The organism is Myroides profundi, from assembly GCF_000833025.1.
GTDB lineage: Bacteria > Bacteroidota > Bacteroidia > Flavobacteriales > Flavobacteriaceae > Flavobacterium > Flavobacterium profundi_A.
The window spans coordinates 3545344-3570186 of sequence record NZ_CP010817.1; the positions used below are offsets into that span (position 1 = coordinate 3545344).

Here is a 24843-nt window from a genome sequence, read left to right on the forward strand (position 1 = left end):
TAAAAGGAATTATAATTTTACAAATTAGAACAAATATAAATAAGGACTTATATTTGTATCCAAACACAAAACAATCATTATCTATATCATGAAGAAATTTCTCTATACATTATTGGTCCCTCTAACCCTGCTATTTGCTCATCCTATCACAGCTCAAGAAGCAATAGAAATAGGCAAAACATATACAATCAAATCTAAAGTACTTAACGAAGATAGAAAGATACAAGTATACCTACCTGCGGGATATAATGAAGCTCAATATCCTAATCAACTGTATCCTGTCATTTACTTACTAGATGGAGAAAGTAACTTTAATTATCTAACAGCCTATCTAGATAAGCTAAGTAGATATCCATACCCTTCTATACCGGAGATGATTATAGTAGGAGTCATTAATACCAATAGAACAAGAGATCTGACTCCTACTAAAGTAAGTAGTGAGGAGATGTCTACTGAGCAGGCTAAAAAAATAAAAGGTGAAAATGGAGGGAATGATGCCTTCTTTAAATTCTTAAAAGAAGAGGTCTTTACTTATGTAGACACCAACTATAGAACGCTTGATTACAAAATACTAATCGGTCACTCATTCGGAGGGATTACTGCTCTAAATAATCTACTGAACTATACAAATATGTTTAACGCTTATATCGTACACGACCCTAGTATATGGTGGGATAATAAGGTTATACTTAGAGAATATACTGATGGGATAAACCAAGACTTTAAACACAGAAGACTATTCTTAACACAAGTAGGCGAAAGCGAAAACAAAGATCATCTAAGTGATCACTACAGTGCGATTAAAGAGTTTGATACCTTATTAAGTAAGCATACTCCTGCTACACTGAGTTATAAATATGTAGCCTATGAAGGAGAAGACCATGGTAGTATACCACTAAAAGGAAACTTAGATGGACTGAGATATATATTCGACGGATATCGAATCAACTTTAAAGAATTAAAAAACAACCCAACACTACTACAGGAAACCTTCAAAGCTCTGAATAAACAGATGCATTATGACTTTAAACCGACTGAGAAATTCTTAGACACAGTCATTAAATACTTCTCTTCTACTGGTGATACAAATACAGTAAACGAAGTGACTAAGTACAAAGACACACTATATAAGAAGTAATACAACAGTATCCTTTATGTACCCTTTTTATGCCAATAAGTAATAACACACAATAAATATTACTTATTGGCATTATTATTATATACCTACTCGAAAAGTAATATGAAATCAAAACAGTATTTCAGAATACTTCAAAAAAAGAGAAAAAAACTTATCATTAATAAATATAAAACTCTAAGTTTACCTTACAATTAACCCAAAAACGATATTATGAATATTAAGATAATGAGTTCAGGATGCTACATCCCGACTAAAGTAATAGATAATACGACCTTTGATCAATTTGACTTCAGAGACGAACACGGTCAACCCCTAAAGGATACTAACCAACGTACAGCTTATAAACTACAACAGATAACAGGTATCGAAGAAAGAAGATATGTAGAAAATGAATTAACTACTAGTGATATCGGTACTATCGCTTCTGAGAATGCCCTCAAAAATGCAGATATAGATCCTGAGACATTAGACTACATTATTTTTGCGCATAACTTCGGAGATGTAAAACATGGAACACTACAGTCTGATATAGTTCCTAGCTTGGCCTCTAGAGTAAAACACAATCTGAAAATCGCAAATCCATCATGTGTAGCATTTGATGTTCTTTTTGGGTGTCCTGGTTGGTTACAAGGGGTGATACAAGCTTATGCATTTATGAAAGTAGGTATGGCTAAGAGATGTTTAGTCATCGGAGCAGAGACATTATCACGTGTGATAGACTTACACGATAGAGACTCTATGATCTATGCAGATGGTGCAGGAGCTACTATATTAGAACTGACTAATGAAGAAGGGGGAATACTATCTGTAGAGTCTGCTAGTTATACACTAGACGAGGCTTTCTTCATTCATTATGGCAAATCATATAACCCTGAATTAGATGAGAACACTAAGTACATCAAGATGTTTGGGCGCAAGATTTATGAATTTGCACTAACTAATGTACCGTTAGCGATGAAAAGCTGTGTAGATAAAAGTGGAATCGATATCAGCAAAATCAAGAAGGTGATGATACACCAAGCTAATGAAAAAATGGATGAAGCTATCGTAAAACGTTTCTTCGAACTATACGATATGGAAATGCCTGAGCATATCATGCCTATGAATATCCAAAAACTAGGAAATAGTAGTGTAGCGACATTACCTACTCTATATGATATGATTATCAACAGACAACTAGACCCACATCAACTAGAACAAGGAGATGTCATTCTCTTTGCTTCTGTAGGGGCGGGTATGAATATAAATGCCTTTACTTATCAAGTATAAGACATGAATTATAAAGAGAGCTCAGTGCTCTCTTTTTTTATAAAAAGGCTATAGTAATATCTCTATTATTTATTCTCTCTTCTCTCTTTCTCACAAGTCTTACTTATGTAAACGAGAATAGCAGTACACACACCTAGTGCGCTGTAACATACATAACTGACTACATTATTACTAAAAAAGTCAAACAAATCGACAATTAATAACAAAGTAGCTACTGCTATTATAAACTTTAAAATCCGGTCCAAACTATTCACTCTACAATACTTTCTATTATAACACTCTTTCTACTGTATCTATCTAAATCAATAAAAACACAGTAAAAACTACTTCTAACAATCATCAATAGTAATGCCAATTTCTCAGAAATTATAGGCTTAAAAAACAAGTTCGCATATAGTAATTTTAATTAAATAGACACTTTACTAAAAATATTTACATTAAAAGCAATAATAAAAGTAGGTAACTTCTATTTTTAATCATTCTTCTTATTCTTTATTAGAAGAAAAGTAATTCAATTTTTATTATATAAATAACGAATTATCTTAACCAACGCCATCAGTATAATAAAACTCTTTTTGATTCGTAAAATTCTACTAATCAATAATTTTGCAGACAAAAAGAAAATAATAAATGAAAAAGATCTTTTATTTCACTTGTTTATTAACATTGTATCAAACGCTTAGCTGGGGACAATTTTCCTCAACAAATCAATCCTCTTACTCTATAACAACCTCCAACTATACCTTAACACCTCATACTAAAAAGTCTTTTTTTGAGAAAGAAGCTGTACAGGTAGGCTTGGTCCCTGCGCTTTTTTTGACAGCCTCAGCCATCACGTGGAAAAACAAAGAGGAAATCAGAGAACAACGCAATAGATATGTACCCTCGTTTCAATACAAATATGATGACTTGCTACAATATGCTCCTGCAGCAGCCACCTTCGGTCTGAAAGCAGCTGGTGTAAAAGGGCGTAATGACTTCAAGCGCTCTGCTATATCGTATGGTGCTAGTATGGCTATCATGGCTATCCTAGTCAATAGTATTAAATACACAGCTAAAGTAGAACGCCCTGATGGCTCTTCTAAAAACTCATTTCCGTCTGGTCATACTGCAATGGCCTTTGCTAACGCTAGTTTCTTAGACAAAGAATACGGTCTAGTCAATCCTATGTATTCTATAGGTGGGTATGGAGCCGCTACTATGACAGGTCTTGGACGTAGCCTTAATAATAGGCATTGGGTGCCCGATATATTAGCTGGGGCAGGTATTGGTATATTATCTACTCAACTAGCCTATTTCTTTGTAGATAAAATATATGGAAACAAAGGCGATAACCTCAGCCTAATCTCTAGATTTGAAGGAAATGAAAACCCTTCTTTTATGGCTATTAAACTAGGGTTCACCAGCGGACTAGAAAGCATAGTAGAAACAGAAAACAAAGAACCATTAGCTAAGCTAGGATGGGAAGCGGGATTAGAAGGAGCTTATTTCTTCAATAAACACTGGGGACTAGGCGGTCAAATAGCTGTGGCTAGTTTCCCATTCTCTGAAGACAAAGTCAACGATCCTGATAACACAAACATCAATGGAAAAGTGTTATCTGAATCAATGGGTAATTTAACTTTCTCTCTAGGTCCATACTATGCTATTCATTTCTCTGATAGATGGAATCTGATGATAAAAGCATTAGGAGGCTATAGCATAGGGGCAGATGGAAATATCTCGTTAAAAGTGTTGTCTCACGAAGTTCATATCCCTGAACTAGAAGATGGAAAAGTACAGCTAGCAGAATATAAACCTGCTAATGTATTTCAATTTACAGGTGGATTAGCACTGACTTATAATATCACTGATAACTTAGGACTAACTGCCTACTCGGACTTTAATCACAGCCAATCTAAGATTACTTATAAAATAAATGATATCGTACTAGACGAAGATGACATCAAAGTCAATACAGTCAAACACCCTCTTAATTATTTAAGTATGGGAATTAGACTGACTGCTTACTTCTAATCAATCAAGACAAAGAGCTAATAATTAGCTCTTTTTTTGTATCTGTACGTTAAAACAACATTAAAGAAGAAACAGAACTTTATTTGATTTTAGTAACTTTGCTCTAATTTACTTATTCTCTTAATACTATGAGCAAACATCTAGAAACAATCGGTGACCACTATAGAGAGAACACGATTAGTCACTATGCCTTCGATGCCTCTGACTACCAATGTGGTAAATCACACTTCAATATTAATATTCGTAAATATTGTAATTTTAATACGCCTTATAACAGACGAGATTATTACAAGGTGTGCTTAATTATAGGAGAAGGTGTATTTAAATATGGTGAACACACACTGATACTAGACAGACCAGCTTTATTCCTTCCATGTCCTACGATACCTTATGAATGGGAATGTCTGAGTAATCAACAAGAAGGATTTTTCTGCCTTTTCAACCAAGAGTTTTTAGTGGAACACAGTACAATAGAGTTCTTTAAAAAAACATCTCTCTTTAAAGAGTGGAGTAAGCCATTTATATTCTTAGATGAAGAGCAATTAGAGTTAGCCTCTACCTACTTTAAACAGATGTATGCCATGGCACAGAGTGATTATCCCTTAAAGTTTGAGATTATCCGTAACTTACTTGCTCTATTACTACATCAAGCGTTACAGTTAAAAGTAGAAGATCTTAAACTAGATGAAACACCTAATAACACTAGATTATACAGACTATTTGATGAGTTGCTAAACAAACAGTTCCCACTAGACTCACCTGCTTATCCTCTAAACCTCAAGACAGCGTCTGACTATGCTACAGCCCTAAATGTACATGTCAATCACCTGAATGCATCTATTAAGTCTGCAACAAGTAAGACTACTACTCAGCTGATAAAAGAAAGATTATTCGAAGAGGCTAAAAACCTATTAAAGAATACGAGTTGGGACATAGCAGAAGTTGGGTATACACTAGGCTTTGATCAACCTTCTCATTTTAATAATTTCTTTAAAAAGAATGCAGGAGTAACACCATTAAAATATAAAAACCCTATATAACCAATCTTTGATTTTTGCAATTATACCTTTGAGATATTTAATTCAAGATAATGATTGCCTACTTAATTTTGCTCCTCAAACAACAATTATAATATATGCTAAGAGAAGCAAGTGAACAAAGAAAAAAGCTAGCCACAATACTTGCCTTTTGTTCTATACCCCTTTCTGGTTTTGTGACCGATATATATTTACCGTCATTCCCTTCTATGGCTAAAGGACTAGCTGTATCAGAACAAGACATACAGCTTACCCTTACCTGCTATCTATTAAGCTATGGTATATCACAGATATTCGTAGGTAGCCTTTTAGACAACATAGGAAGATACAAACCGCGTTTAGTCGCGTTACTGATATTAATCATTACCAATCTTAGTATCACACAGATGGATAGCGTCTTCTACATCTGTATTATGAGGATTATACAAGGGATGGCTATCTCTACACTAGTAGTTGCTACGCGTGCTATCTTTATAGACATCTATGATGAAACGAAGAGACAGTATTACTTAAGCTACTTTACGATCGTATGGTCATGTGGTCCTATATTAGCGCCTTTCTTAGGTGGATACTTAGAGAAGCTATTTAACTGGCATGCCAACTTCTATTTCTTAGCTATCTATTCAGGGGTTTTATTAATCTTAGACCTGTGTATCAGTGGGGAGAGTATTCCTGAAAAGAAGAAGTTTAACTTATCAGACACATTAAGCTTATATAAAATGATGCTAAGTGAAAAGAGATTTATGATTGGTACGCTAATACTAGGACTTAGCTACTCTATCGTAATGATCTTTAATATAGCAGGGCCTTTTCTAATTGAAAACACATTTAACTATGGTTCTGTAGTTATTGGTTACTGTACATTAGTACTTGGATTCTCATGGATGCTTGGAGGTATAATAGGAAAGAAAAGAATGCACTTAGACTTAAAGCCTAAAGCTCTTAAGCCTTCATTAGTTCAACTATCTCTTATTGCAGTTCTATTAATTACTACAATATGGATAGAGAATTTACCTTTATTAATTGGTTTTCTATTTCTTATACATATCTGTTCTGGTACACTATTTAATAATTTCTTTACCACGACCATGTTACAATTCCCTAATAATGCAGGTACAGCAGGTGGTCTAATGGGCGGATTGGTGTATGTACTTACCTCTTTTGTCACATTAATAATCTCGTCTACAGGAGCTATTACCACTCCCACTGCATTAGGAATAAGATACCTCATTACAGCTGTAGCATTACTACTAGCTATACTTTATATAATCAAACTATACAATAAAGAAAAAACAATAAACTAGAAGAAAAATAACTAAGCTTTACATATTTCTATACAATACAGGATAAAATAGAACATCGCTGTAATTATAAAACTAAAAATAACTTATCGAATATGCATCACATCGCGATAAATACTTACTAAACATCTCTTAAAACCAGCTATTTTATACAGAGTAGACAATTCGTATACTGTAGTATTTTTTACTGTTTTACAGTCATATTTATCAGTAATTTTGCATTAGTCTTTAGGTAAAAAGAATCCTTTTTATCACAATATATTCAACTAATAATGTACTTAGAGGTACGTTTTTAAAAATGCAATTAAACAATAAGTTTTTAGGCTTTGCATCCGCAATCTTTGCAGCGATGTTATGGGGAGTATCTGGGGCTTTTGCTCAGTTCCTTTTTAGAGAAAAAGAGTTTAACGCAGAATGGTTAGTTACCGTTCGTCTTCTTATCTCAGGAGTATTAATGTTATTATTTGGGATAGTCAGAAAGAATCCTGATGTCGTAAATATCTGGAAGGACAAGAAAGATGCTGTCCAATTGATTCTTTTCAGTATACTAGGAATGCTGACAGTGCAGTACACTTACTTTGTGACGATACTTCACTCTAATGCGGCAACAGCAACAGTAATACAATACACTGGCCCTGTGTTCATCGCTATCTATCTAGCATTAAGATTGCGCAAATGGCCTAAGCCTATTGAATTCTTAGCTATAGGAATGGCAATGTTAGGTACATTCTTATTGGTAACACATGGAGATATTAATACACTGAATATCACTCCTACAGCCTTAATATGGGGTATAGCTTCTGCTATAGCACTAGCCGTATATACACTGATGCCTGTACATTTACTGAATAGATATAGCCCTATCGCTATCATAGGTTGGAGCATGCTTATCGCAGGTATAGCGATGAGTATTATACACCCTCCCCATAAGCTAGAAGGTATATGGGATACAGATACATATTTAGCAGTATTATTCATTATCTTCTTAGGTACATTGATACCGTTCTATATCTTCTTAATGGCGATAAAGAATATTGGACCACAAAGAGCTAGTTTATTAGCTTGTGCTGAACCTCTATCTGCTACTTTAATAGCTGTAGTATATTTTGGGGTAAACTTTGAATTGATGGACTATATAGGAAGTCTTTGTATTATAACAACGATATTCCTATTGACTAAAATCAAGAAGAAAGTTATTCCTGAAAATTAAACAACGAGAATATCCATTTTTTATAAGCAACGCGGTATATCCCTGTAAGGTATATCGCGTTGTTGTTTTTATATAGGTTATAAACCTAATTTGCGAAGCAACTTATCTAACATTGACTTTATTCCTATAACCCAATTTGTCTTTAATAAAACAATGAAGTTTAAGATAATCACTAATCCTACTTTTAAGACTAAGACTAATAGAGGGTGAGAACTATTAGGAATAGAAAAAATAACAACTACAAAAGCGACCATCAATAGCAATAGCTTAAAGAAGTTAGTATCGAATGGCCATAGCCTCATCTTTTGATAAATGTAGTAGGTCTTAGCTATATTAAACAACGTTAGTGATAATAGTGAGGCTAGTCCCACACCGAATATTCCTAAATCTGTATAGGCTAATAATACATAGTTCAAAACAACATTAAGAACCATCAAGCTTAAGATAGAAACTAAATTAAAACGGTAATACTTAGAATAAGAAATAATCTCTGTATTAAAACCCGTAGACATATTAATCACCACATTAATACCTAGTAAATAGATAATCGGCAATGAAGGGGCTAACTTATCATAAGTAGGCAACAACTGAAATAGAGGTTCTATACCTACGGCAACACAGCTAAAAAGAAGCATACCGATAAAGAAAAGATTACGTGCTACTTCTTTATATTTCATATTCAGTGTACGCAATTCCGCTCTCTTTATTAAATCAGATATAATAGGTGCATATAGTGCAAATACTCCTGTAGCTGGTATAGCGAGTGTAGACGCTAAGGTCACTCCAATATTATACGTACCATTCGCTTCATAAGAGATAAAGTAAGGAATCATCAAAGAGTCTACCCTAAACGCAAAGAAAGATCCAAAGCTTCCTGCAAAGGCGAATAAGCTATATGCATAATACTCCTTCTTTCCTACATAAGTAAATAAGTCGTCGTACTTCCAATGCCAATTAAACTTAAAGTGTCTATATATATAAGTTCCTATTACTATGGCGATAATATAGTAAGAAACAATATAATACCACACTGCCTTATCTACCGAAAAGCTACCATACACTACTATTAAGAACACTGTTGGTAAAGCTATCTTAGGGATAATCTTTTCAAAAAAAGTAGGAAAAGAAAGGCGTTGTAGATTAGTTGCTTGTCGTCTGAATAGCTCTATATAAGCCATTGAAATAGCAAGTACAAACCCCATAACCACATATCTCAGCTCAGCTCCATCATACACATAGGATCCTAATAGCAATACTACCCCCACTCCTATCGTGAGCTTAATCATAGAGAGCATACTATAGCTAAACAGTTTGCCTTGTAAATGCTCACTAAGTTTGGGGTAAAAGTTAATCAATGCATGTGTACTCCCTAATACAATAATCGGAAATATAATCTGCGCACATGCATCTACAAAACGGATAATACCTAACAGCTCTTTGTCCTGAGGATAAATTAACACAGTAGACACCACTCCTATCAACACACCTATATAATTGATAAGAGTAAAAAGAAATGCCTGTTTTGTAGATATTTTATCTTGCATGAGGATGCGTAAATCTGTTAATCAATTACAAATATACTTGCTAATAAGTCCTTAACTACTATTTTTTTTAAATTTGTAATTCTTATGTGAATATACTGACTTATAAAAGAAAGCTTATTCGCACAAACACTATTACATGAAATACCTAATTATCATGCCTGCTTATAACGAGTCGGCTTTTATCGGTCATACTCTAGATAGTATAATTTCTCAAACATTGTTACCTACTGATGTAATAGTTGTAAACGATAATTCCACAGATGACACAGCTAATATCATTATGAATAACTATGCTCATCTTCCTTATATCACACTAGTCAACAAAGCATCTGAAACTATACACCTACCTGGTAGTAAAGTTGTACAGGCTTTTAACTATGGTTTAGAACAAATAAAAACCTTAGAACAATACGACTTCATTGTAAAGCTAGATGCTGATCTTATCCTACCTAGTGATTACTTTGCTACTATTGCAAGTACTTTTGCGCAAGACAAAGATATAGGTATGGTGGGAGGCTTTGCCTACATAGAGAAAAACAAGGAATGGGTAATCGAAAGCCTTACAGATAAAGATCATATTAGAGGCGCATTTAAAGCATATCGACTAGACTGTTTTAAACAGATAGGAGGACTTAAACCTGCTATGGGATGGGATACAGTAGATGAACTCTTGTGTAGATTTTACAACTGGAAGATCGTTACGATAGATACTTTAAAAGTGAAACACCTCAAACCTACTGGTGCAATGTATAATAAAGCGGCTAGGTATAAACAAGGAGAAGCTTTCTTCAGACTTCACTATGGAATAACAATAACAAGTATAGCTGCATTAAAACTGGCAATGAAAAAGAAAAGACCTTTCTTATTCATCGATTATATCAGTGGCTACTACAAAGCAAAAAGAGAAAAACAACCGTATTTAGTCACTGAAGAGCAAGGCATTTTTATACGTAAATACCGTTGGAATAAGATAAAATCAAAGTTGCTCTAATCACTTTTTTGCTTTAATAAACTTAAAACTCATTTGTAATTGGTAATTTAGCCGATATTTTAATTTTTATGATAAAATCTGGATTAACACATATAGGACAGTACTTTATAATGCTAAAAGAAATGTTTAGCAAAATGACCAAATGGAAGGTGATGAGAGTACTTATATTTAAAGAAATAGATGACTTGATCATTGGTTCTTTAGGTATTGTAGCATTCCTATCATTCTTCGTTGGAGGTGTAGTTGCTATCCAAACTGCTTTAAACTTAACCAACCCACTTATTCCTAAATATCTTATCGGTTTTGCTACTAGACAATCTGTGATATTAGAGTTCGCACCTACGTTTATCTCTATCATTATGGCGGGTAAGATGGGGTCTTTTATTACCTCTAGTATTGGTACGATGCGTGTAACAGAACAGATTGATGCTTTAGAAGTAATGGGAGTTAGTTCATTAAACTACTTAGTATTTCCTAAGCTTATCGCTGTATTATTATATCCTTTTGTTATTGGTATCAGTATGTTCTTAGGTATTGTAGGGGGATGGTTTGGTGGAGTTATGGGTAATTTTGTTACTTCAGAACAATTCATCATAGGGCTTCAAGATTCTTTTACACCGTTCCACGTGACGTATGCTTTTATTAAGACCTTTATATTCGGTTTTTTATTAGCCACTATACCTTCGTATTTTGGGTATTATATGAAAGGTGGAGCACTAGAAGTAGGTAAAGCAAGTACTACTTCATTCGTATGGACGAGTGTAGCTATTATCTTAACGAACTATATATTAACCTCTCTACTTTTAAGCAACTAAGAAATGATCGAAGTAAAAGACATACAAAAATCGTTTGATGGTACTCAAGTACTTAAAGGTATTAGTACTACATTTGAAACAGGTAAGACAAACCTTATCATCGGACAAAGTGGTTCTGGTAAGACAGTAATGCTAAAAACACTACTAGGTATTCACACTCCCGATTCTGGAATTATTAGTTTTGACGGAAGAATATCTACAGAACTTACTTCTACAGAGCGAAGAGATTTAAGAACAGAAATAGGAATGGTATTCCAAGGAAGTGCTTTATTTGACTCTATGACAGTAGAAGAAAACATTGCTTTCCCTCTGCGAATGTTTACAAATAAGTCTGATGCTGAAATAGCTGATAGAGTAAACGAAGTAATCGATAGAGTAAATCTTATCAATGCTAATAAAAAGAAACCTTCTGAAATATCAGGAGGTATGCAAAAGAGGGTAGCTATTGCTAGAGCGATAGTTAACAACCCAAAATACTTATTCTGTGATGAACCTAACTCAGGGCTTGACCCTAAGACGGCTATCGTTATAGATAACCTAATCCAAGAGATCACTCATGAGTATGGCATTACTACAGTAATCAATACACACGATATGAACTCTGTATTAGAGATCGGTGAGCACATTGTGTTCTTAAAGAACGGAGTATTAGCATGGTCTGGTAATCATAAAGAAATCATTCAGACAGATAATGAAGATGTAGTTGACTTTGTCTACTCATCAGAGTTATTCAGAATGGTACGCCAAGCCATGAGACAAATCGGAAACGAAAAGAAATAAACATAAAAAAAGGAGTAAAACTGATTGTTTTACTCCTTTTTCTTTTCTTGTATTCTTACTTAAGTTTATCAGTCACTTGCTGACTTACAACCTTAATCTCTTGTTCCTTCTTCTTAGGGTATAATAGTAAGATATCATCCTTATCCACGATGATATAGTCATTCAGACCATCCACTACCACTACTTTACCTTTCGCAGTTCTAACAATGTTATTTGTAGCATTATTAAAGAAAGCTGTAGCATTCACCACTGCATTGTCATTATCATCTTTAGGAAGCTTATCGTATAAAGACCCCCATGTACCTAAATCATTCCAATCAAATGTAGCTGGTAATACATATACATTATTAGCCTTCTCCATCACAGCATAGTCTATAGAAATATTCTCAGCTTTAGAATAATTCGCATCTATAAAAGCTTTCTCACCTTCTGTATTTAGATGATCATACCCTTGATCAAACAATTCTGTCATAGCTGGTTGAAACTCTGAGAAAGCGTCTAAAATAGAGCTTACACTCCATATAAAGATCCCTGAGTTCCATAAGAAGTGTCTACTCTGTACAAACTTACGTGCTGTAACATAATCAGGCTTCTCTCTAAACTGTACTACTTTCTTAATAGGACGAGAATCTAGTTTATTAAACTCGATATACCCATACCCTGTATTAGGAAAAGTAGGTAAGATACCTAAAGTCATCAAGACCTTATCACGTTCACATACATCAAAGGTACGTTGTAAGTTAGACACGAACTGTAACTCATCTTCTATCCAGTGATCACTAGGTGCTACTACCATTACTGCCTCAGGATTCATCTTCTTAATCTTCATCGCCGCATATAGTATACATGGTGCTGTATTACGCATATCTGGCTCTAATATGATATTATTTAACTCTACAGATGGCAATTGCTCCTTTACTATCTCACGATAGTTTTCATGCGTTAAGATTAGAATATTCTCTTTAGGCACTACCTGAGACAGACGTTTAAAAGTCTTTTGTATCAAGGTATCTCCTGATCCTAACATATCGTGAAACTGTTTTGGAAACTCAGGTGTACTCACAGGCCAAAAACGTGACCCTACTCCACCTGCCATAATCACAGCGTAATAATTTGAACTCATATATCTTTATCTATTTACAACATAATGGGTCAACAACTCTACTTCAGCATTTGCTTTAAAAGTATACATTCTGCCCGTTGAAACTTCTAAACACTCGAAACGCTTTACCCGTATAGGGCCACGCTTAAATATCTTTCCGTTATACGTTTTAAAATGACTCCCTAAAGGGATTTCATATATAAAACAATTGTTATTATTTATATCCTGCACATCATACCTTCTCATCGCTATAGATAACTTCTCATCAGTATCACTACTAGCAGAAGGGTTTCTAAAATGATTTGCTAACAAAGGTAATAATGCACTAGGAAATACTTCTTCTCTTAAAAAGGGTAACATTAATAATTGAAAAGTACTTTTCCACTCTACTCCATGAGGCTTTATCCCCCCTCTATACTTTTGATAAGCCACTAAATGAGCTATCTCGTGAATCAAGGTCATTAAAAAACGGTAAGGATTCAGATTAGAATTTATCGTTATAATATGTTTCCCATCGTGATTACGAGTATAATCTCCATGACGTGTAACTCTCTCGTGTACAATCTTTAGATGCACATGATAGTGTTTTATCAATTCAAATACAGGTTCAACTGCTTGTTCTGGTATATATGGCTTAAGCTTCTCTATCAATTATATTTTAATTTAAGGGGTAGTAGTAGACACTTGCAATACCTTCCCATTAAAAAATCTATTCCCATGTATCGCAAAATTCACGATATACTCAGCCATTTCATCTGGCATAAGTGGAGCTTGATATCCAGGGAATGCCTCTGCTAACATCTCAGTCTGTACTGCTCCTAAAGCTACTACATTAAAGAATATTCCCTTATCCTTATACTCTTCAGCTAGCAACTCACTTAAGATAGTGATAGCTCCTTTACTAGAACTATACGCAGCTAATCCTCCGAACTTTAATACTCCTTGTACTCCTCCCATACTACTTACAGATACCACATGACTATTCACTCTCATAAATGGTATAGTAACTTGCATTAGACGAGCAGCACCGAATACATTCACATTGTATACATACTGAAAATCTTCTTGTGTAATCTCCTCAAAAGGTTTGTTCACAATAGCCCCTGCATTATTAATTAGGATATCTACATGCTCCCAATTATCCTGTACAAAGGCAACTACCTTCTGAAGGTCTTCTTCTTTAGTTATATCAACATCTAAACAAGTAACATTATCTAAATCAATAAGCTTATCTGATATTTTTCTAGACACAGCCAATACATTATGACCTAATTTTGACAACCATTGTACGCACTCTAGTCCAATACCTCTACTTGTCCCTGTAACAATTACATTTTTCATCTTAATACATTCTTATTTCTCCCGGAGCTAAATTAACAAGTTTGTTCACAACCGGTATTATATCCTGTGTAAAAGAAGTCATAAAATTTAAATCCATTAAATGAGCTTCATCCTTTACATGGTGGTAATATTCATAATTTTCAAAGTCAAAAGAACTAAACGTTTGACATGGTACTTTAAACATTTGGTAGAAAGGATAATTATCAGAACGTTTAAACAAATTAAACTCCTCAGCCTTTTCTAACTTACCTACAATAGGCTTCCCAGCCAATTCATTTAACTTAGTTGCCATAGTAGATAAATCGTACCCTGTTAGATAAGTCATATAATCTCTCTTCATTGGTAGCCCTAACATCTCAAAATTAAGCATAGACACTACATTCACATTCTCTGCTTTAAGGCGCTCTGCTAGATGCTTAGACCCCCATAGTCCTTTCTCTTCTCCAGTGAAGAACGCCACAAGTACTGTACGTTTATTATTCTGCAACTTCAAGTTACGTGCTAACTCTAACAGGATAGCTGTACCAGCAGCATTGTCATTCGCTCCATTTGCAATAGAATCTCCATCCACAGGCTTTTCTATTCCGATATGATCGTAATGAGCACCTAATACCACTACTTCATTTTTTAAAGTCTCATCACTACCTGGTATAACTCCTACGATATTCCAAGCATCTGCTACATTCTGTAACGTATCGTTATAAGAACTATAGTAAGGCTTAATCTTGTACTCTTCTAATCGTTTAGCTAAGTACTCACCAGCCATCTTACCTCCTTCTGTACCAGTATCTCTACCTAGTAACTCATCAGAAGCTAAATAATATAATGTTTCTTTAATATTCTTTTGTTCAGCATTAGCTTTAACAACAGATGGTGTCTTAGTAGTAGCACATCCAACTAATAAGACTGCTGCCAATAGGCTTAAAATTCTCATTTATAAATATTTTTATCAAAAATACAAAAAGGTAATCAACTATAGAAAATAAATTCTACCGTATATCAAGCATACACAATAAATTATCACCAATAAAAAAGCCCTTATTCAAAAGAATAAGGGCTTAAGTATATTATTATTTAGATTACGCCAACATAGTCACTGGGTTCTCTACATAATCTTTAAATGTTTGTAAGAACTGAGCACCTGTAGCACCGTCCACAGTTCTGTGGTCACATGCTAGAGTTACTGTCATTGTATTACCTACTACGATTTGACCATTCTTCACTACTGGTTTTTCTATAATAGCACCTACTGATAGAATTGCAGAGTTTGGTTGGTTAATAATAGAAGTAAATGACTGAATACCAAACATACCTAAGTTAGACACAGTGAATGTACTTCCATCCATCTCAGCAGGAGTAAGTTTTTTAGTTTTAGCTTTACCAGCTAATTCTTTTACTTTACCACCGATATGAGTTAATGACATTTGATCAGTGAATGGTAATACTGGTACTACTAATCCATCCTCTACAGCTACAGCTACACCGATATTGATGTGGTTGTTATAGATAGTTACATTATCAGTCCATTGCGTATTCACCTGAGGGTGTTTGCGAAGTGCCATAGCACATGCTTTCACTACCATATCGTTAAACGACACTTTCGTATCAGGTAAGTTATTGATAATCTTACGAGACTCAATAGCATTATCCATATCTAACTCGATAGTTAAATAGTAATGAGGAGCAGTAAACTTAGACTCAGCTAAACGACGAGCAATAGTTTTACGCATTTGTGAGTTTTTCACTTCCTCTACACTTACTTCTCCAGCTGGTACGAATGCCTTAACAGCAGGTACAGCAGCAGTAGCTGCAGCTTCAGGAGCAGCAGTTTTAGCAGCAGGTGTATAGTTTTCAATATCGCGTTTGATGATACGTCCATTCTCACCTGAACCTTTCACCTCAGTAATATTTATTCCTTTATCTTCAGCAATTTTCTTAGCCAATGGAGAAATGAATACTCTCCCATTAGTAGAAGTAGCAGCCTCCACGTTTACAGTTTTTGGTTCTTCAGCTTTAGGAGCCTCCGTAGCAGGAGCCTCAGCAGCGAAAGTACCACCATTTTGAGCAGATGCAACTACAGCTGATACGTCAGTTCCTTCTGGTCCTAAGATCGCTAATACGCTATCAACAGGAGCAGACTCACCTTCGTTAATACCAACATATAATAAAGTTCCAGCCTCAAAAGCTTCGAACTCCATAGTAGCTTTATCAGTTTCGATTTCTGCAAGGATATCACCTTCCTGAACCTTATCACCTACTTTTTTAATCCAAGTAGCTACTGTACCATCAGTCATAGTATCACTAAGACGAGGCATAGTAATGATTTTAACTCCAGCAGGCATAGCAGCCGCAGCAGGAGCTGGTGTTTCAACTTTAGCTTCTGCTACAGGAGCAGCAGCCTCAGCAGCAGGAGCAGCATTACCCGCACCACTGATTAAAGCAGAAATATCTTCACCTTCATTTCCTATAATAGCAAGTAACGAATCTACAGGAGCAGATTCACCTTCTTGTAATCCAATATATAACAATGTACCTGAATTAAATGATTCAAACTCCATTGTTGCTTTGTCTGTTTCAATTTCTGCAAGGATATCTCCTTCAGAAATCTTATCTCCAACTTTTTTTAACCATGCTGCAACAACACCTTCTGTCATCGTGTCGCTTAAGCGTGGCATTGTAATTACTTCTGCCATGTTCTTTTTATTATAATCTGTGAGGGATAAAAGGGTAATTCTCTTGTTCGTATACTACGTCATACATTACGTTTTTCTCTGGGAATGGAGACTCTTCAGCGAATTTCTCACACTCTGCCACGTAATCTTTTACTCTTTGATCCATTGCTTCGATCTCAGCTTCAGTAGCATATCCTTTTTCTCTAATTACATCTAATACTTGTGTAATTGGGTCTATTTTTTTGTACTCTTCTACTTCCTCTTTTGTACGGTAGTGTTGAGCATCTGACATAGAGTGACCTCTATATCTATACGTTTTCATTTCTAATAAAGTAGGTCCATCTCCACGACGAGCTCTTTCGATAGCCTCGTACATAGCTTCTGCTACTTTTACAGGGTTCATACCATCTACTGGTCCACTAGGCATTTCGTATCCTAAACCTAATTTCCAAATATCAGTATGGTTAGCAGTACGCTCTACTGAAGTACCCATAGCATATCCATTGTTCTCAATGATGAATACTACTGGCAATTTCCAGTTCATAGCCATATTAAATGTCTCATGTAAAGACCCTTGACGAGCAGCTCCGTCACCGAAGTAACACATTGTAACAGCTTGTCTATCGAAATATTTATCAGCGAATGCTAATCCTGCTCCTAGAGGAATTTGTCCCCCTACGATACCATGACCACCATAGAAACGGTGCTCTTTAGAAAAGATGTGCATAGATCCACCTAATCCTTGTGATGTACCAGTACCTTTTCCTAATAACTCAGCCATAATTCTCTTAGGATCTACTCCTAATCCGATTGGCTGAACGTGATTTCTATATGCTGTAATCATCTTGTCTTTAGACATGTCCATTGCATGTAAAGCTCCAGCCAATACTGCTTCCTGCCCATTATATAAATGCAAGAATCCTCTCACTTTTTGTTGAATATATAAAGCAGCAAGCTTATCTTCAAACTTTCTCCAAAATAGCATGTCTTCATACCACTTTAGATAAACTTCTTTTGTAATTTCTCTCATATGACTTTACTTTTCATAAACGGTCTCCCGTTTAAAATACAGACTTTCTCGTTTAACCACACTACTGTGGAGAAGCAAAAATAATATATCTACACTAGACTGAAAAATTTATTTGAAGTATTTTAGATTTGATAATATTTTAGACAATTAATTTAACAATACCTTATAATTAGATCGTTTACTTACATTTCTATTTTTTAAAACTTAAACCTAAAAATCCCTCTTTTACTTTTTTAATTTTATTATAACATCCTTAATATTGATAATACCAACCTCATTTAAAGGCACATAAATTATGCCATCTATCCAATAAGGAATAAGTAGCCTACGAAATCATCTAAAAAGCCCTACAATAGCTAATTTATACCATCTTATTCCTAATTGTGATATGATATACATTAAGTAATAGCTAACCATCCATCGTTTCTTATTTCAGATCAGTTAATCGTACTTCCATCTTACCTACATACTAAGTCCGTTTTTATCCTTGTTTTAACGGACTCACTACGGACTCATAACGGACTCACTACGGACTCAACTCGCGTCATTTTAATATCAATTCACACTAAGTTTACATGAAATACATAAAAAAGGAGAGAGCCTGTTCTCACAGACTCTCTTCTACATTATAAAATATATAATACACTATAAACACTCTCTAACTTAATAGTCTATAATAGTGAATAAACACAGTAGTGTTACACAAAACTAATTTTGCCACCACATCTTATAGTTAATATTATCTCCTCCCATCTCTGCTACTTTTTTCTCATAATTACCTTTGTTCTGAGTACGTATATTGATCGGGTATGGGAATCTATTAGGCATATTCCCATCGTTTAGCATTGACTCCGTCTTAGGTAGTTTAGGGTATCCTGTACGCTTGTATTCGAACCACTGTTGATAATCGTTCATATACAATGCATAATATTTCTGTAACATAATACGCTCTAATGTACCATTATACCTAGTACTTTCTAAAGTAAAATAATTAGTTGGCATCTCTAATCCCTTAGATGTAATAGCCTCTTTCACCGCCTGCTCATAATAGCTCTTAGCATCTGATAAGTATCCCTTCTGAGCTAACTCCGCCTTTATAAATAATACTTCAGCATACGTTAGTATAGGTGCTTCTGTAGGATTAGCCGCCATAACATTATTCAATGTAGATGCTTCGTAATCAAACTGTGAATCTGAACCATCAAAGGCACTAGGTATTCCTTTATACCCTATATATATTTTCTTCTTTCCTTCTACTCTGTAGGCTTCAGTTGCATATAATGGAAGTCTCGGGTCGTTAAAATCATTTAAATTATCAATAAAAAAAGAAGCCATCTTACGACTTAATGTAAAATCTTGAATACGACTCCATGGAGAGATATTAGGTGTTACCCCTGTTATCTTTAGGTTAGCCTGTGACTTCACATCATTAATAATAGGATACTTATCTGGATCGTTAAGTATCGTCAGCATACGTTGATATGCATTTTTATTTTCTTTATTTGATATTCTCAACAATAAACGCAAATGCAAACTATTCGTAAACTTTTGCCAGTCATCCCAATATGTTTTTGAGTCTATATATAAAATATCAGGATTATATAATAATTTCCTATTTAAATCATATAAGCTATTCGCTCTCTCTAGATCTGCTAAAAGACTATCATAGATCTTCTCTTGTGAATCAAATGCAGGATATAGAATCTTCTCTTCTCCCTTAGACGCTTCAAAATAAGGTACATCTCCGAATAAATCAGTTAAGTTAGAAGTGATCCACGCTTTTAGAGTTAAAGCCATCGCTTCATAATTAGGATCTGCAACCTTCACAGCCTCATACTCCATATCTCGAGCATTCTTTAACCATCTGTAATAAGCATTCCACGATGACGCTCCTACATCATCACTTAAATCATATCGTTGCATACCTGGTACATCACTAGGATAAACCACGATATCTTGCATTAAATGATTATTATGAGACCAACTGCGATACATATTATGACTAGTCATCTCATAGATGATAGGATTTAATAACGTTGCTGGGCTAATCTGTTGTAAACGGTTAGGATCAATATTCTTCTCTTCAAAATCAGAAGTACAACTCACAGTCAGCAATACTGTTGCTGATAATCCTAAAAATATATTTTTGATTTTCATCTGTCGTTTTCTTAATATTAGATATCTAGTTTAATACTAAAACCATAAGTAGCTGCTGATGGCATCTGCCCCATCTCTACTCCTGGCATCATAGAACCTCCATTTAACGCTGCTGTCTCTGGATCAAATAATGGGAAGTTAGACAACATCGCTAGGTTACGCCCATATACAGACACACTTAGTTTCTTCAAGCGTAACTTATTTAGTATCTGCTTAGAGAAATTGTATTCAAAACTTACTTCTCTCAATTTGATGTAAGAAGCATCGAATGTATTAGACTCTAGATTAGCTCTTCTATAGTACTCTTTATAGTAACTTGCTGGGTCTACCTTAGTCGTATTAGGAGAGAATGTACCATCTCCATTTCTCACTACTCCATCTCCGATGATATATCCTTGTTCTCTACCGTATAAAGTGTGTTCTAGTTTCCCCTGTTCACTCATCTTATGATGGGACTGTGAGTACACATTACCTCCGTACTGCCCATCTATCGTAAAGCTAAACTTAAATCCTTTATACTTAAACGTATTAGTCCATCCCATCGTCCAGTCTGCATAAGCACTACCGATATATTCTATTTCTTTAGATTGTTCAGGAAGTCCTTTATCAGTATATACTATTTGCCCTTGATCATCTCTCACAAATTTATATCCATATAAGTCTCCTGTGGTTCCTCCTACTTTAGCTATAATAGATGCTGTACCAGATGTAGCTAATACTTGCTGATCTCCTCCTTCGAACTCTTCTGCTAGGCTTAAGATTTTATTCTTGTTTTTAGCCCAGTTCACTGAGGTATTCCAAGAGAAATCTTTTGTCTTAATAGGTGTACCACTTAACATTAGTTCAATACCTCTATTGCGTACATCTCCTCCATTAATTACAGCCTTATTATATCCTGTCACATAATTTAATGGTACGGTAATAATTTGATTTTTTGTATTGGTTTCATAGACTGTCACATCAAGACCTAATCTATTGCCAAACATTTTGTGCTCATATCCGATCTCAAACGAATTAGTCCCTTCTGGTTTTAATTCACCATTATGTAAAGTCGTAGCAGACGTAGCAGAGCTCGCAAAAGCACTATTAGAATAATATTTCAACGTTTGATATGGTTTAGTACCATTACCTACTTTTGCTACAGACACTCTCAATTTAGAGTAATCAATACTCGCAGGCATTCTAAAAATATCATTCAACACAAAACTTGCATTTAATGAAGAATATAAAAATGACCAGTTCATTTTAGGCAATGTACTCGACCAGTCATTTCGAATAGTTCCATCTAAGAATACCATATTCTTATACCCAAATGAAGCCATTCCATAGACAGAGTTCACTTTATAGTCGTCATCTAGAACATTAGTGATAGGATTATTGATACCATTCGCTAACATATATACACCAGGCGTAACTAGTCCGTCTACATAAGATGTCACACTGTGATATTTAGAATCAAGCATATTTCCTCCTATAGATCCACTATAGGTAAATATATCTGAGTCATTATCTGTATAAGTTAATAACACATCAGTATTGATCTCTTGGAAGTTTATCTGTTGTGTTCTAAAGTATCCTTTACCAAACTTAGTGGTACTATAAGGTCTACGTTGTTCACGTTTATCATTACGAGAGTTCAACGCAGCACGCAACATTAATTTTAATTTAGGTGCAAGAGTAATATCAGTCGATAGGCTTCCTGTTATAGTGTTTGTATTTACTGGATTAGTCGTCTCATAAGCGATTAGATAAGGATTCTCTATATATGAGCTAAACGGATGTATTTGTTGTGTCTGATTATAATCTTTTTTCCAGATAGGTCTATACCATTCTAAGTCAACATTAGGATTCTGAAAGATCATAAAATATCCTATCGTATGGTTACCATATCCTGTACCTGGTAGGTTGTCACTCTTTCTGTTCGTATAACTAACATTAGCATTTAAAGTAACTGCATCAGAGATATTATACTTCGCCTTAGTAGACAATGTAGTTCTATCAAAGCCCGTGTTAGGCATGATCCACTCATTCTTAGAGTGCGTTATCGTTGTTCTAATATCCCCTTTATCACTTCCTCCTGATAGACCTAAAGTGTTAGTAGTAGTAATACCAGTACGCCAGAAGTCTTTTATATTATTCTTATATGGTCTCCACAAGGTTCTTTCTGCGCCTTGAGTCTCTGTTGTAGGATCGTACTGATAGTAATATTGTCCTTCAAACTTAGGTCCGAATGCACTACTCGTACTTCCCGTATTCGCACCATCATCTGATAAACCGTAAGAGTAATAAGGATTCCCTTCCTTGTCAAAGCTATTTCCACTACCTTGACCATATTCGTATTGATATTTTGGCCATCTCTGAATCACATCAAAACTAACATTAGAATTAAATGATATACCTAATCCTTTGTCTTTTTTACCAGACTTAGTGGTAATCATTAATACTCCGTTACTAGCTCTAGAACCATATAATGCAGCTGCACCAGGTCCTTTAAGCACAGAGATACTTTCGATGTCATCAGGATTTATATCAGCTATACCATTACCGTAATCTACAGGAGCATCAGTACCTATATAAGAATCTCCAGCACCACTACTCCATAAAGTACTATTAACGATCACACCATCTACTACCACTAATGCCCCATTAGCATCAGCATTTAATGATCGATCACCACGCAACTTAATTTGTGTTGAATTCATTGGACCAGAACTAGCAGAGGTCATAGTCATACCAGCCACTTTTCCTTTCAATGCATCTGACCAAGTATTAGAACGAGTATTATCAAGTTGTTCACTGTTCAAAGTCTGTTGAGAAAATCCTAATTGCTTCTCTTCTCTCTTAATTCCTAAGGCTGTTACTACAACTTCATTAAGCATACTACTTGACTCAACTAAGGTCACATTCACAAAATCACCTTTACTAACAATCATTTTCTTCTCTTCAAATCCCATAAAAGAAATGATGATCTCACCTTTTAAGAAAGTATCAGGCACAGCTAATGTGAAGTTACCATCGAGATCAGTCGATGTGATATGCTTAGATCCAGATAACTGAACCACTGCACCAGGTAAAGTCAACCCAAGGTTATCAATTACTTTTCCCTTTACGATTGAGCCACTACTTTGCTCTGAAGAAGATTTAGTAGTCATACTATCTAATGCATCTATTGAAACATTAGTAGCGAATAATGAATTTGATTGTAGCAATAAAACACTTCCTATAATCAAACAAATTTGATGACAATTACGTCTAACTTTTTTCATTACTTAAAATTGTGTTGTTGTTGGTTGTACTAAATACCTCACTTAATACAGTCACAAAAGAATGAAATGCCATTAGTAGGCACAACGTTTAACGATTACCAAACAGTTAATCATTGTTATATAATTGTAAACAAAAAAATATCTAAATTATTTTTTAGTCTAATCTAAATTATTAATTTAGCCATGTCTAATAAAAACAAAACTATAAGTAATGAAATTCAAACTTCCTGATTTACCATATGATAAAAATTCTTTCAATTCTTTTATATCTACTGAAGGATTCGATTATCACTATGGAAAACATCATCAAACGTATGTAAACAACCTTAACCATTTAATAACAAACACAAAATGGGAAGATGAATGTTTAGAGAACATTATCACAGGCACTCAAGCAGAAGGAGAAGTTGCTATATTTAACAATGCTGCTCAACATTATAATCATTCTTTTTTTTGGAAGTCTATCACTCCAAACCAAGGTGGACAGCCTAATGATGAGCTACTAGATATGATAGGAAAATACTTCGGATCACTAGAAGAGCTAAAAACTCAATTCATTGACAAAGCGACTAAATTATTTGGAAGTGGATGGGTATGGTTAGTACTAACTCCAGAAAATAAGTTGGAACTTATGAGTCTAAAAGATGCTGATACGCCTTTAGTTTATGGAAATACACCATTACTAACTATAGATGTATGGGAACATGCGTATTATATAGACCATAGAAATGCAAGACCGAGCTTTATCCAATTATTTTGGAATGCAATCAACTGGGAATTTGTCAATAAAAATTTAGCAAAATGAGTATAGAATGTATTATGCACATAGAGAAAAGCTGCCAACTAAAGCAAGAACTCGCCAACGAGCAGCTCCAAAAAGGGAATAACGATTTAGCTATTAACTATTATATCGAGGCCATAAGTCGATTAGAGGTATTATGTGCTTCTTATAAAGCATATCTAAAAACAGGCCCTAAACTCTATCTACAATACATAGATATATCTATTAAGTTAGTCACCTTATATAGGAAAGAGCAAGAGACTGATAAGTATAAAAAACTAGTCTCTAAGCTTAACAGCTATATTGACAATGTCAAAGAGCTTATAAACAAAGATCATGAAATGTCAATTACACTAGCTAACTTCAAACTGAAACTTAACAATATTTAAAACT

20 protein-coding genes are annotated in these 24843 nt (G+C 34.7%); 11 read left to right on the forward strand and 9 right to left on the reverse strand.

The window, feature by feature from the left end; all coding sequences use genetic code 11:
* The first annotated feature begins 88 nt into the window (after positions 1 to 88).
* From MPR_RS15715 to MPR_RS15740, 6 genes are all read left to right on the forward strand, one after another.
* Positions 89 to 1138 (forward strand): alpha/beta hydrolase, encoded by a 1050-nt coding sequence (locus MPR_RS15715; RefSeq protein WP_041894169.1) that lies wholly within the window; start codon positions 89 to 91, stop codon positions 1136 to 1138.
* Between the two features lie 210 nt (positions 1139 to 1348).
* On the forward strand, positions 1349 to 2407 hold the full coding sequence (locus MPR_RS15720) for a 3-oxoacyl-ACP synthase III family protein (RefSeq protein ID WP_041894171.1): 1059 nt from the start codon (positions 1349 to 1351) through the stop codon (positions 2405 to 2407).
* Between the two features lie 630 nt (positions 2408 to 3037).
* Entirely contained in the window at positions 3038 to 4423 is a 1386-nt protein-coding gene (locus MPR_RS15725; RefSeq protein WP_041894173.1) for a phosphatase PAP2 family protein, read from the forward strand.
* Positions 4424 to 4551: 128 nt separating this feature from the next.
* Positions 4552 to 5463 carry a helix-turn-helix domain-containing protein gene (locus tag MPR_RS15730; protein WP_041894176.1) on the forward strand — a complete coding sequence of 304 codons (912 nt, stop codon included), beginning with the start codon at positions 4552 to 4554 and terminating at the stop codon, positions 5461 to 5463.
* Between the two features lie 95 nt (positions 5464 to 5558).
* Positions 5559 to 6764: an MFS transporter gene (locus MPR_RS15735; protein ID WP_041894178.1), complete on the forward strand. Its 1206-nt coding sequence runs from the start codon at positions 5559 to 5561 to the stop codon at positions 6762 to 6764.
* A 295-nt stretch (positions 6765 to 7059) separates the two neighbouring features.
* Positions 7060 to 7971, forward strand: coding sequence for a DMT family transporter (locus tag MPR_RS15740; RefSeq protein ID WP_006259569.1), 912 nt, complete (start codon positions 7060 to 7062; stop codon positions 7969 to 7971).
* A 77-nt stretch (positions 7972 to 8048) separates the two neighbouring features.
* On the opposite strand, the gene MPR_RS15745 is transcribed toward MPR_RS15740, so the two are convergent.
* Positions 8049 to 9515 carry a lipopolysaccharide biosynthesis protein gene (locus MPR_RS15745; protein ID WP_041894182.1) on the reverse strand — a complete coding sequence of 489 codons (1467 nt, stop codon included), beginning with the start codon at positions 9513 to 9515 and terminating at the stop codon, positions 8049 to 8051.
* Positions 9516 to 9651: 136 nt separating this feature from the next.
* Here MPR_RS15745 and MPR_RS15750 point away from each other — a divergent pair, with 136 nt between their 5' ends.
* From MPR_RS15750 to MPR_RS15760, 3 genes are all read left to right on the forward strand, one after another.
* A complete protein-coding gene (locus tag MPR_RS15750; RefSeq protein WP_041894186.1) occupies positions 9652 to 10506 on the forward strand; it encodes a glycosyltransferase family 2 protein in 855 nt (284 codons plus the stop codon).
* 68 nt (positions 10507 to 10574) lie between these two features.
* Positions 10575 to 11321 (forward strand): MlaE family ABC transporter permease, encoded by a 747-nt coding sequence (locus tag MPR_RS15755; RefSeq protein WP_041894188.1) that lies wholly within the window; start codon positions 10575 to 10577, stop codon positions 11319 to 11321.
* A 3-nt stretch (positions 11322 to 11324) separates the two neighbouring features.
* Positions 11325 to 12101 (forward strand): ABC transporter ATP-binding protein, encoded by a 777-nt coding sequence (locus tag MPR_RS15760; protein WP_041894191.1) that lies wholly within the window; start codon positions 11325 to 11327, stop codon positions 12099 to 12101.
* 55 nt (positions 12102 to 12156) lie between these two features.
* Here MPR_RS15760 and MPR_RS15765 read toward each other — a convergent pair whose 3' ends face one another.
* From MPR_RS15765 to MPR_RS15800, 8 genes are all read right to left on the reverse strand, one after another.
* Complete coding sequence (locus tag MPR_RS15765; RefSeq protein ID WP_041894193.1) at positions 12157 to 13224, reverse strand: mannose-1-phosphate guanylyltransferase; 1068 nt, start codon at positions 13222 to 13224, stop codon at positions 12157 to 12159.
* A gap of 6 nt (positions 13225 to 13230) precedes the next feature.
* Positions 13231 to 13854: a SprT-like domain-containing protein gene (locus tag MPR_RS15770; RefSeq protein ID WP_041894197.1), complete on the reverse strand. Its 624-nt coding sequence runs from the start codon at positions 13852 to 13854 to the stop codon at positions 13231 to 13233.
* A 12-nt stretch (positions 13855 to 13866) separates the two neighbouring features.
* Positions 13867 to 14544, reverse strand: coding sequence for an SDR family NAD(P)-dependent oxidoreductase (locus MPR_RS15775; RefSeq protein ID WP_041894200.1), 678 nt, complete (start codon positions 14542 to 14544; stop codon positions 13867 to 13869).
* A 1-nt stretch (position 14545) separates the two neighbouring features.
* On the reverse strand, positions 14546 to 15478 hold the full coding sequence (locus tag MPR_RS15780) for a M20/M25/M40 family metallo-hydrolase (RefSeq protein ID WP_041894202.1): 933 nt from the start codon (positions 15476 to 15478) through the stop codon (positions 14546 to 14548).
* Positions 15479 to 15623: 145 nt separating this feature from the next.
* Positions 15624 to 17237: a dihydrolipoyl dehydrogenase family protein gene (locus MPR_RS15785; RefSeq protein ID WP_041894206.1), complete on the reverse strand. Its 1614-nt coding sequence runs from the start codon at positions 17235 to 17237 to the stop codon at positions 15624 to 15626.
* Between the two features lie 10 nt (positions 17238 to 17247).
* Positions 17248 to 18246, reverse strand: a complete 999-nt coding sequence (gene pdhA / locus MPR_RS15790) for a pyruvate dehydrogenase (acetyl-transferring) E1 component subunit alpha (protein ID WP_006262102.1) — start codon at positions 18244 to 18246, stop codon at positions 17248 to 17250.
* A gap of 708 nt (positions 18247 to 18954) precedes the next feature.
* Entirely contained in the window at positions 18955 to 20403 is a 1449-nt protein-coding gene (locus tag MPR_RS15795) for a SusD/RagB family nutrient-binding outer membrane lipoprotein (protein ID WP_041894209.1), read from the reverse strand.
* 17 nt (positions 20404 to 20420) lie between these two features.
* Positions 20421 to 23669: a SusC/RagA family TonB-linked outer membrane protein gene (locus tag MPR_RS15800; protein WP_041894211.1), complete on the reverse strand. Its 3249-nt coding sequence runs from the start codon at positions 23667 to 23669 to the stop codon at positions 20421 to 20423.
* Between the two features lie 211 nt (positions 23670 to 23880).
* Between MPR_RS15800 and MPR_RS15805 the strand changes: the two genes are divergently transcribed.
* Positions 23881 to 24474: a superoxide dismutase gene (locus MPR_RS15805; RefSeq protein WP_041894214.1), complete on the forward strand. Its 594-nt coding sequence runs from the start codon at positions 23881 to 23883 to the stop codon at positions 24472 to 24474.
* Complete coding sequence (locus tag MPR_RS15810) at positions 24471 to 24839, forward strand: hypothetical protein (RefSeq protein ID WP_041894218.1); 369 nt, start codon at positions 24471 to 24473, stop codon at positions 24837 to 24839. Before MPR_RS15805 ends, MPR_RS15810 begins: the two co-directional genes overlap by 4 nt.
* Positions 24840 to 24843 lie beyond the last annotated feature (4 nt).

Bases quoted from the DNA above. Each gene is read 5' to 3' on its own strand.
- MPR_RS15780 (WP_041894202.1), bottom strand. From the start codon at position 15,478: ATGAGAATTTTAAGCCTATTGGCAGCAGTCTTATTAGTTGGATGTGCT.
- MPR_RS15720 (WP_041894171.1), top strand. From the start codon at position 1,349: ATGAATATTAAGATAATGAGTTCAGGATGCTACATCCCGACTAAAGTA.
- MPR_RS15725 (WP_041894173.1), top strand. From the start codon at position 3,038: ATGAAAAAGATCTTTTATTTCACTTGTTTATTAACATTGTATCAAACG.
- MPR_RS15755 (WP_041894188.1), top strand. From the start codon at position 10,575: ATGATAAAATCTGGATTAACACATATAGGACAGTACTTTATAATGCTA.
- MPR_RS15740 (WP_006259569.1), top strand. From the start codon at position 7,060: ATGCAATTAAACAATAAGTTTTTAGGCTTTGCATCCGCAATCTTTGCA.
- MPR_RS15745 (WP_041894182.1), bottom strand. From the start codon at position 9,515: ATGCAAGATAAAATATCTACAAAACAGGCATTTCTTTTTACTCTTATC.
- MPR_RS15735 (WP_041894178.1), top strand. From the start codon at position 5,559: ATGCTAAGAGAAGCAAGTGAACAAAGAAAAAAGCTAGCCACAATACTT.
- MPR_RS15750 (WP_041894186.1), top strand. From the start codon at position 9,652: ATGAAATACCTAATTATCATGCCTGCTTATAACGAGTCGGCTTTTATC.
- MPR_RS15810 (WP_041894218.1), top strand. From the start codon at position 24,471: ATGAGTATAGAATGTATTATGCACATAGAGAAAAGCTGCCAACTAAAG.
- MPR_RS15795 (WP_041894209.1), bottom strand. From the start codon at position 20,403: ATGAAAATCAAAAATATATTTTTAGGATTATCAGCAACAGTATTGCTG.
- MPR_RS15765 (WP_041894193.1), bottom strand. From the start codon at position 13,224: ATGAGTTCAAATTATTACGCTGTGATTATGGCAGGTGGAGTAGGGTCA.
- MPR_RS15760 (WP_041894191.1), top strand. From the start codon at position 11,325: ATGATCGAAGTAAAAGACATACAAAAATCGTTTGATGGTACTCAAGTA.
- MPR_RS15775 (WP_041894200.1), bottom strand. From the start codon at position 14,544: ATGAAAAATGTAATTGTTACAGGGACAAGTAGAGGTATTGGACTAGAG.
- MPR_RS15805 (WP_041894214.1), top strand. From the start codon at position 23,881: ATGAAATTCAAACTTCCTGATTTACCATATGATAAAAATTCTTTCAAT.
- MPR_RS15730 (WP_041894176.1), top strand. From the start codon at position 4,552: ATGAGCAAACATCTAGAAACAATCGGTGACCACTATAGAGAGAACACG.
- MPR_RS15800 (WP_041894211.1), bottom strand. From the start codon at position 23,669: ATGAAAAAAGTTAGACGTAATTGTCATCAAATTTGTTTGATTATAGGA.
- pdhA (WP_006262102.1), bottom strand. From the start codon at position 18,246: ATGAGAGAAATTACAAAAGAAGTTTATCTAAAGTGGTATGAAGACATG.
- MPR_RS15715 (WP_041894169.1), top strand. From the start codon at position 89: ATGAAGAAATTTCTCTATACATTATTGGTCCCTCTAACCCTGCTATTT.
- MPR_RS15785 (WP_041894206.1), bottom strand. From the start codon at position 17,237: ATGGCAGAAGTAATTACAATGCCACGCTTAAGCGACACGATGACAGAA.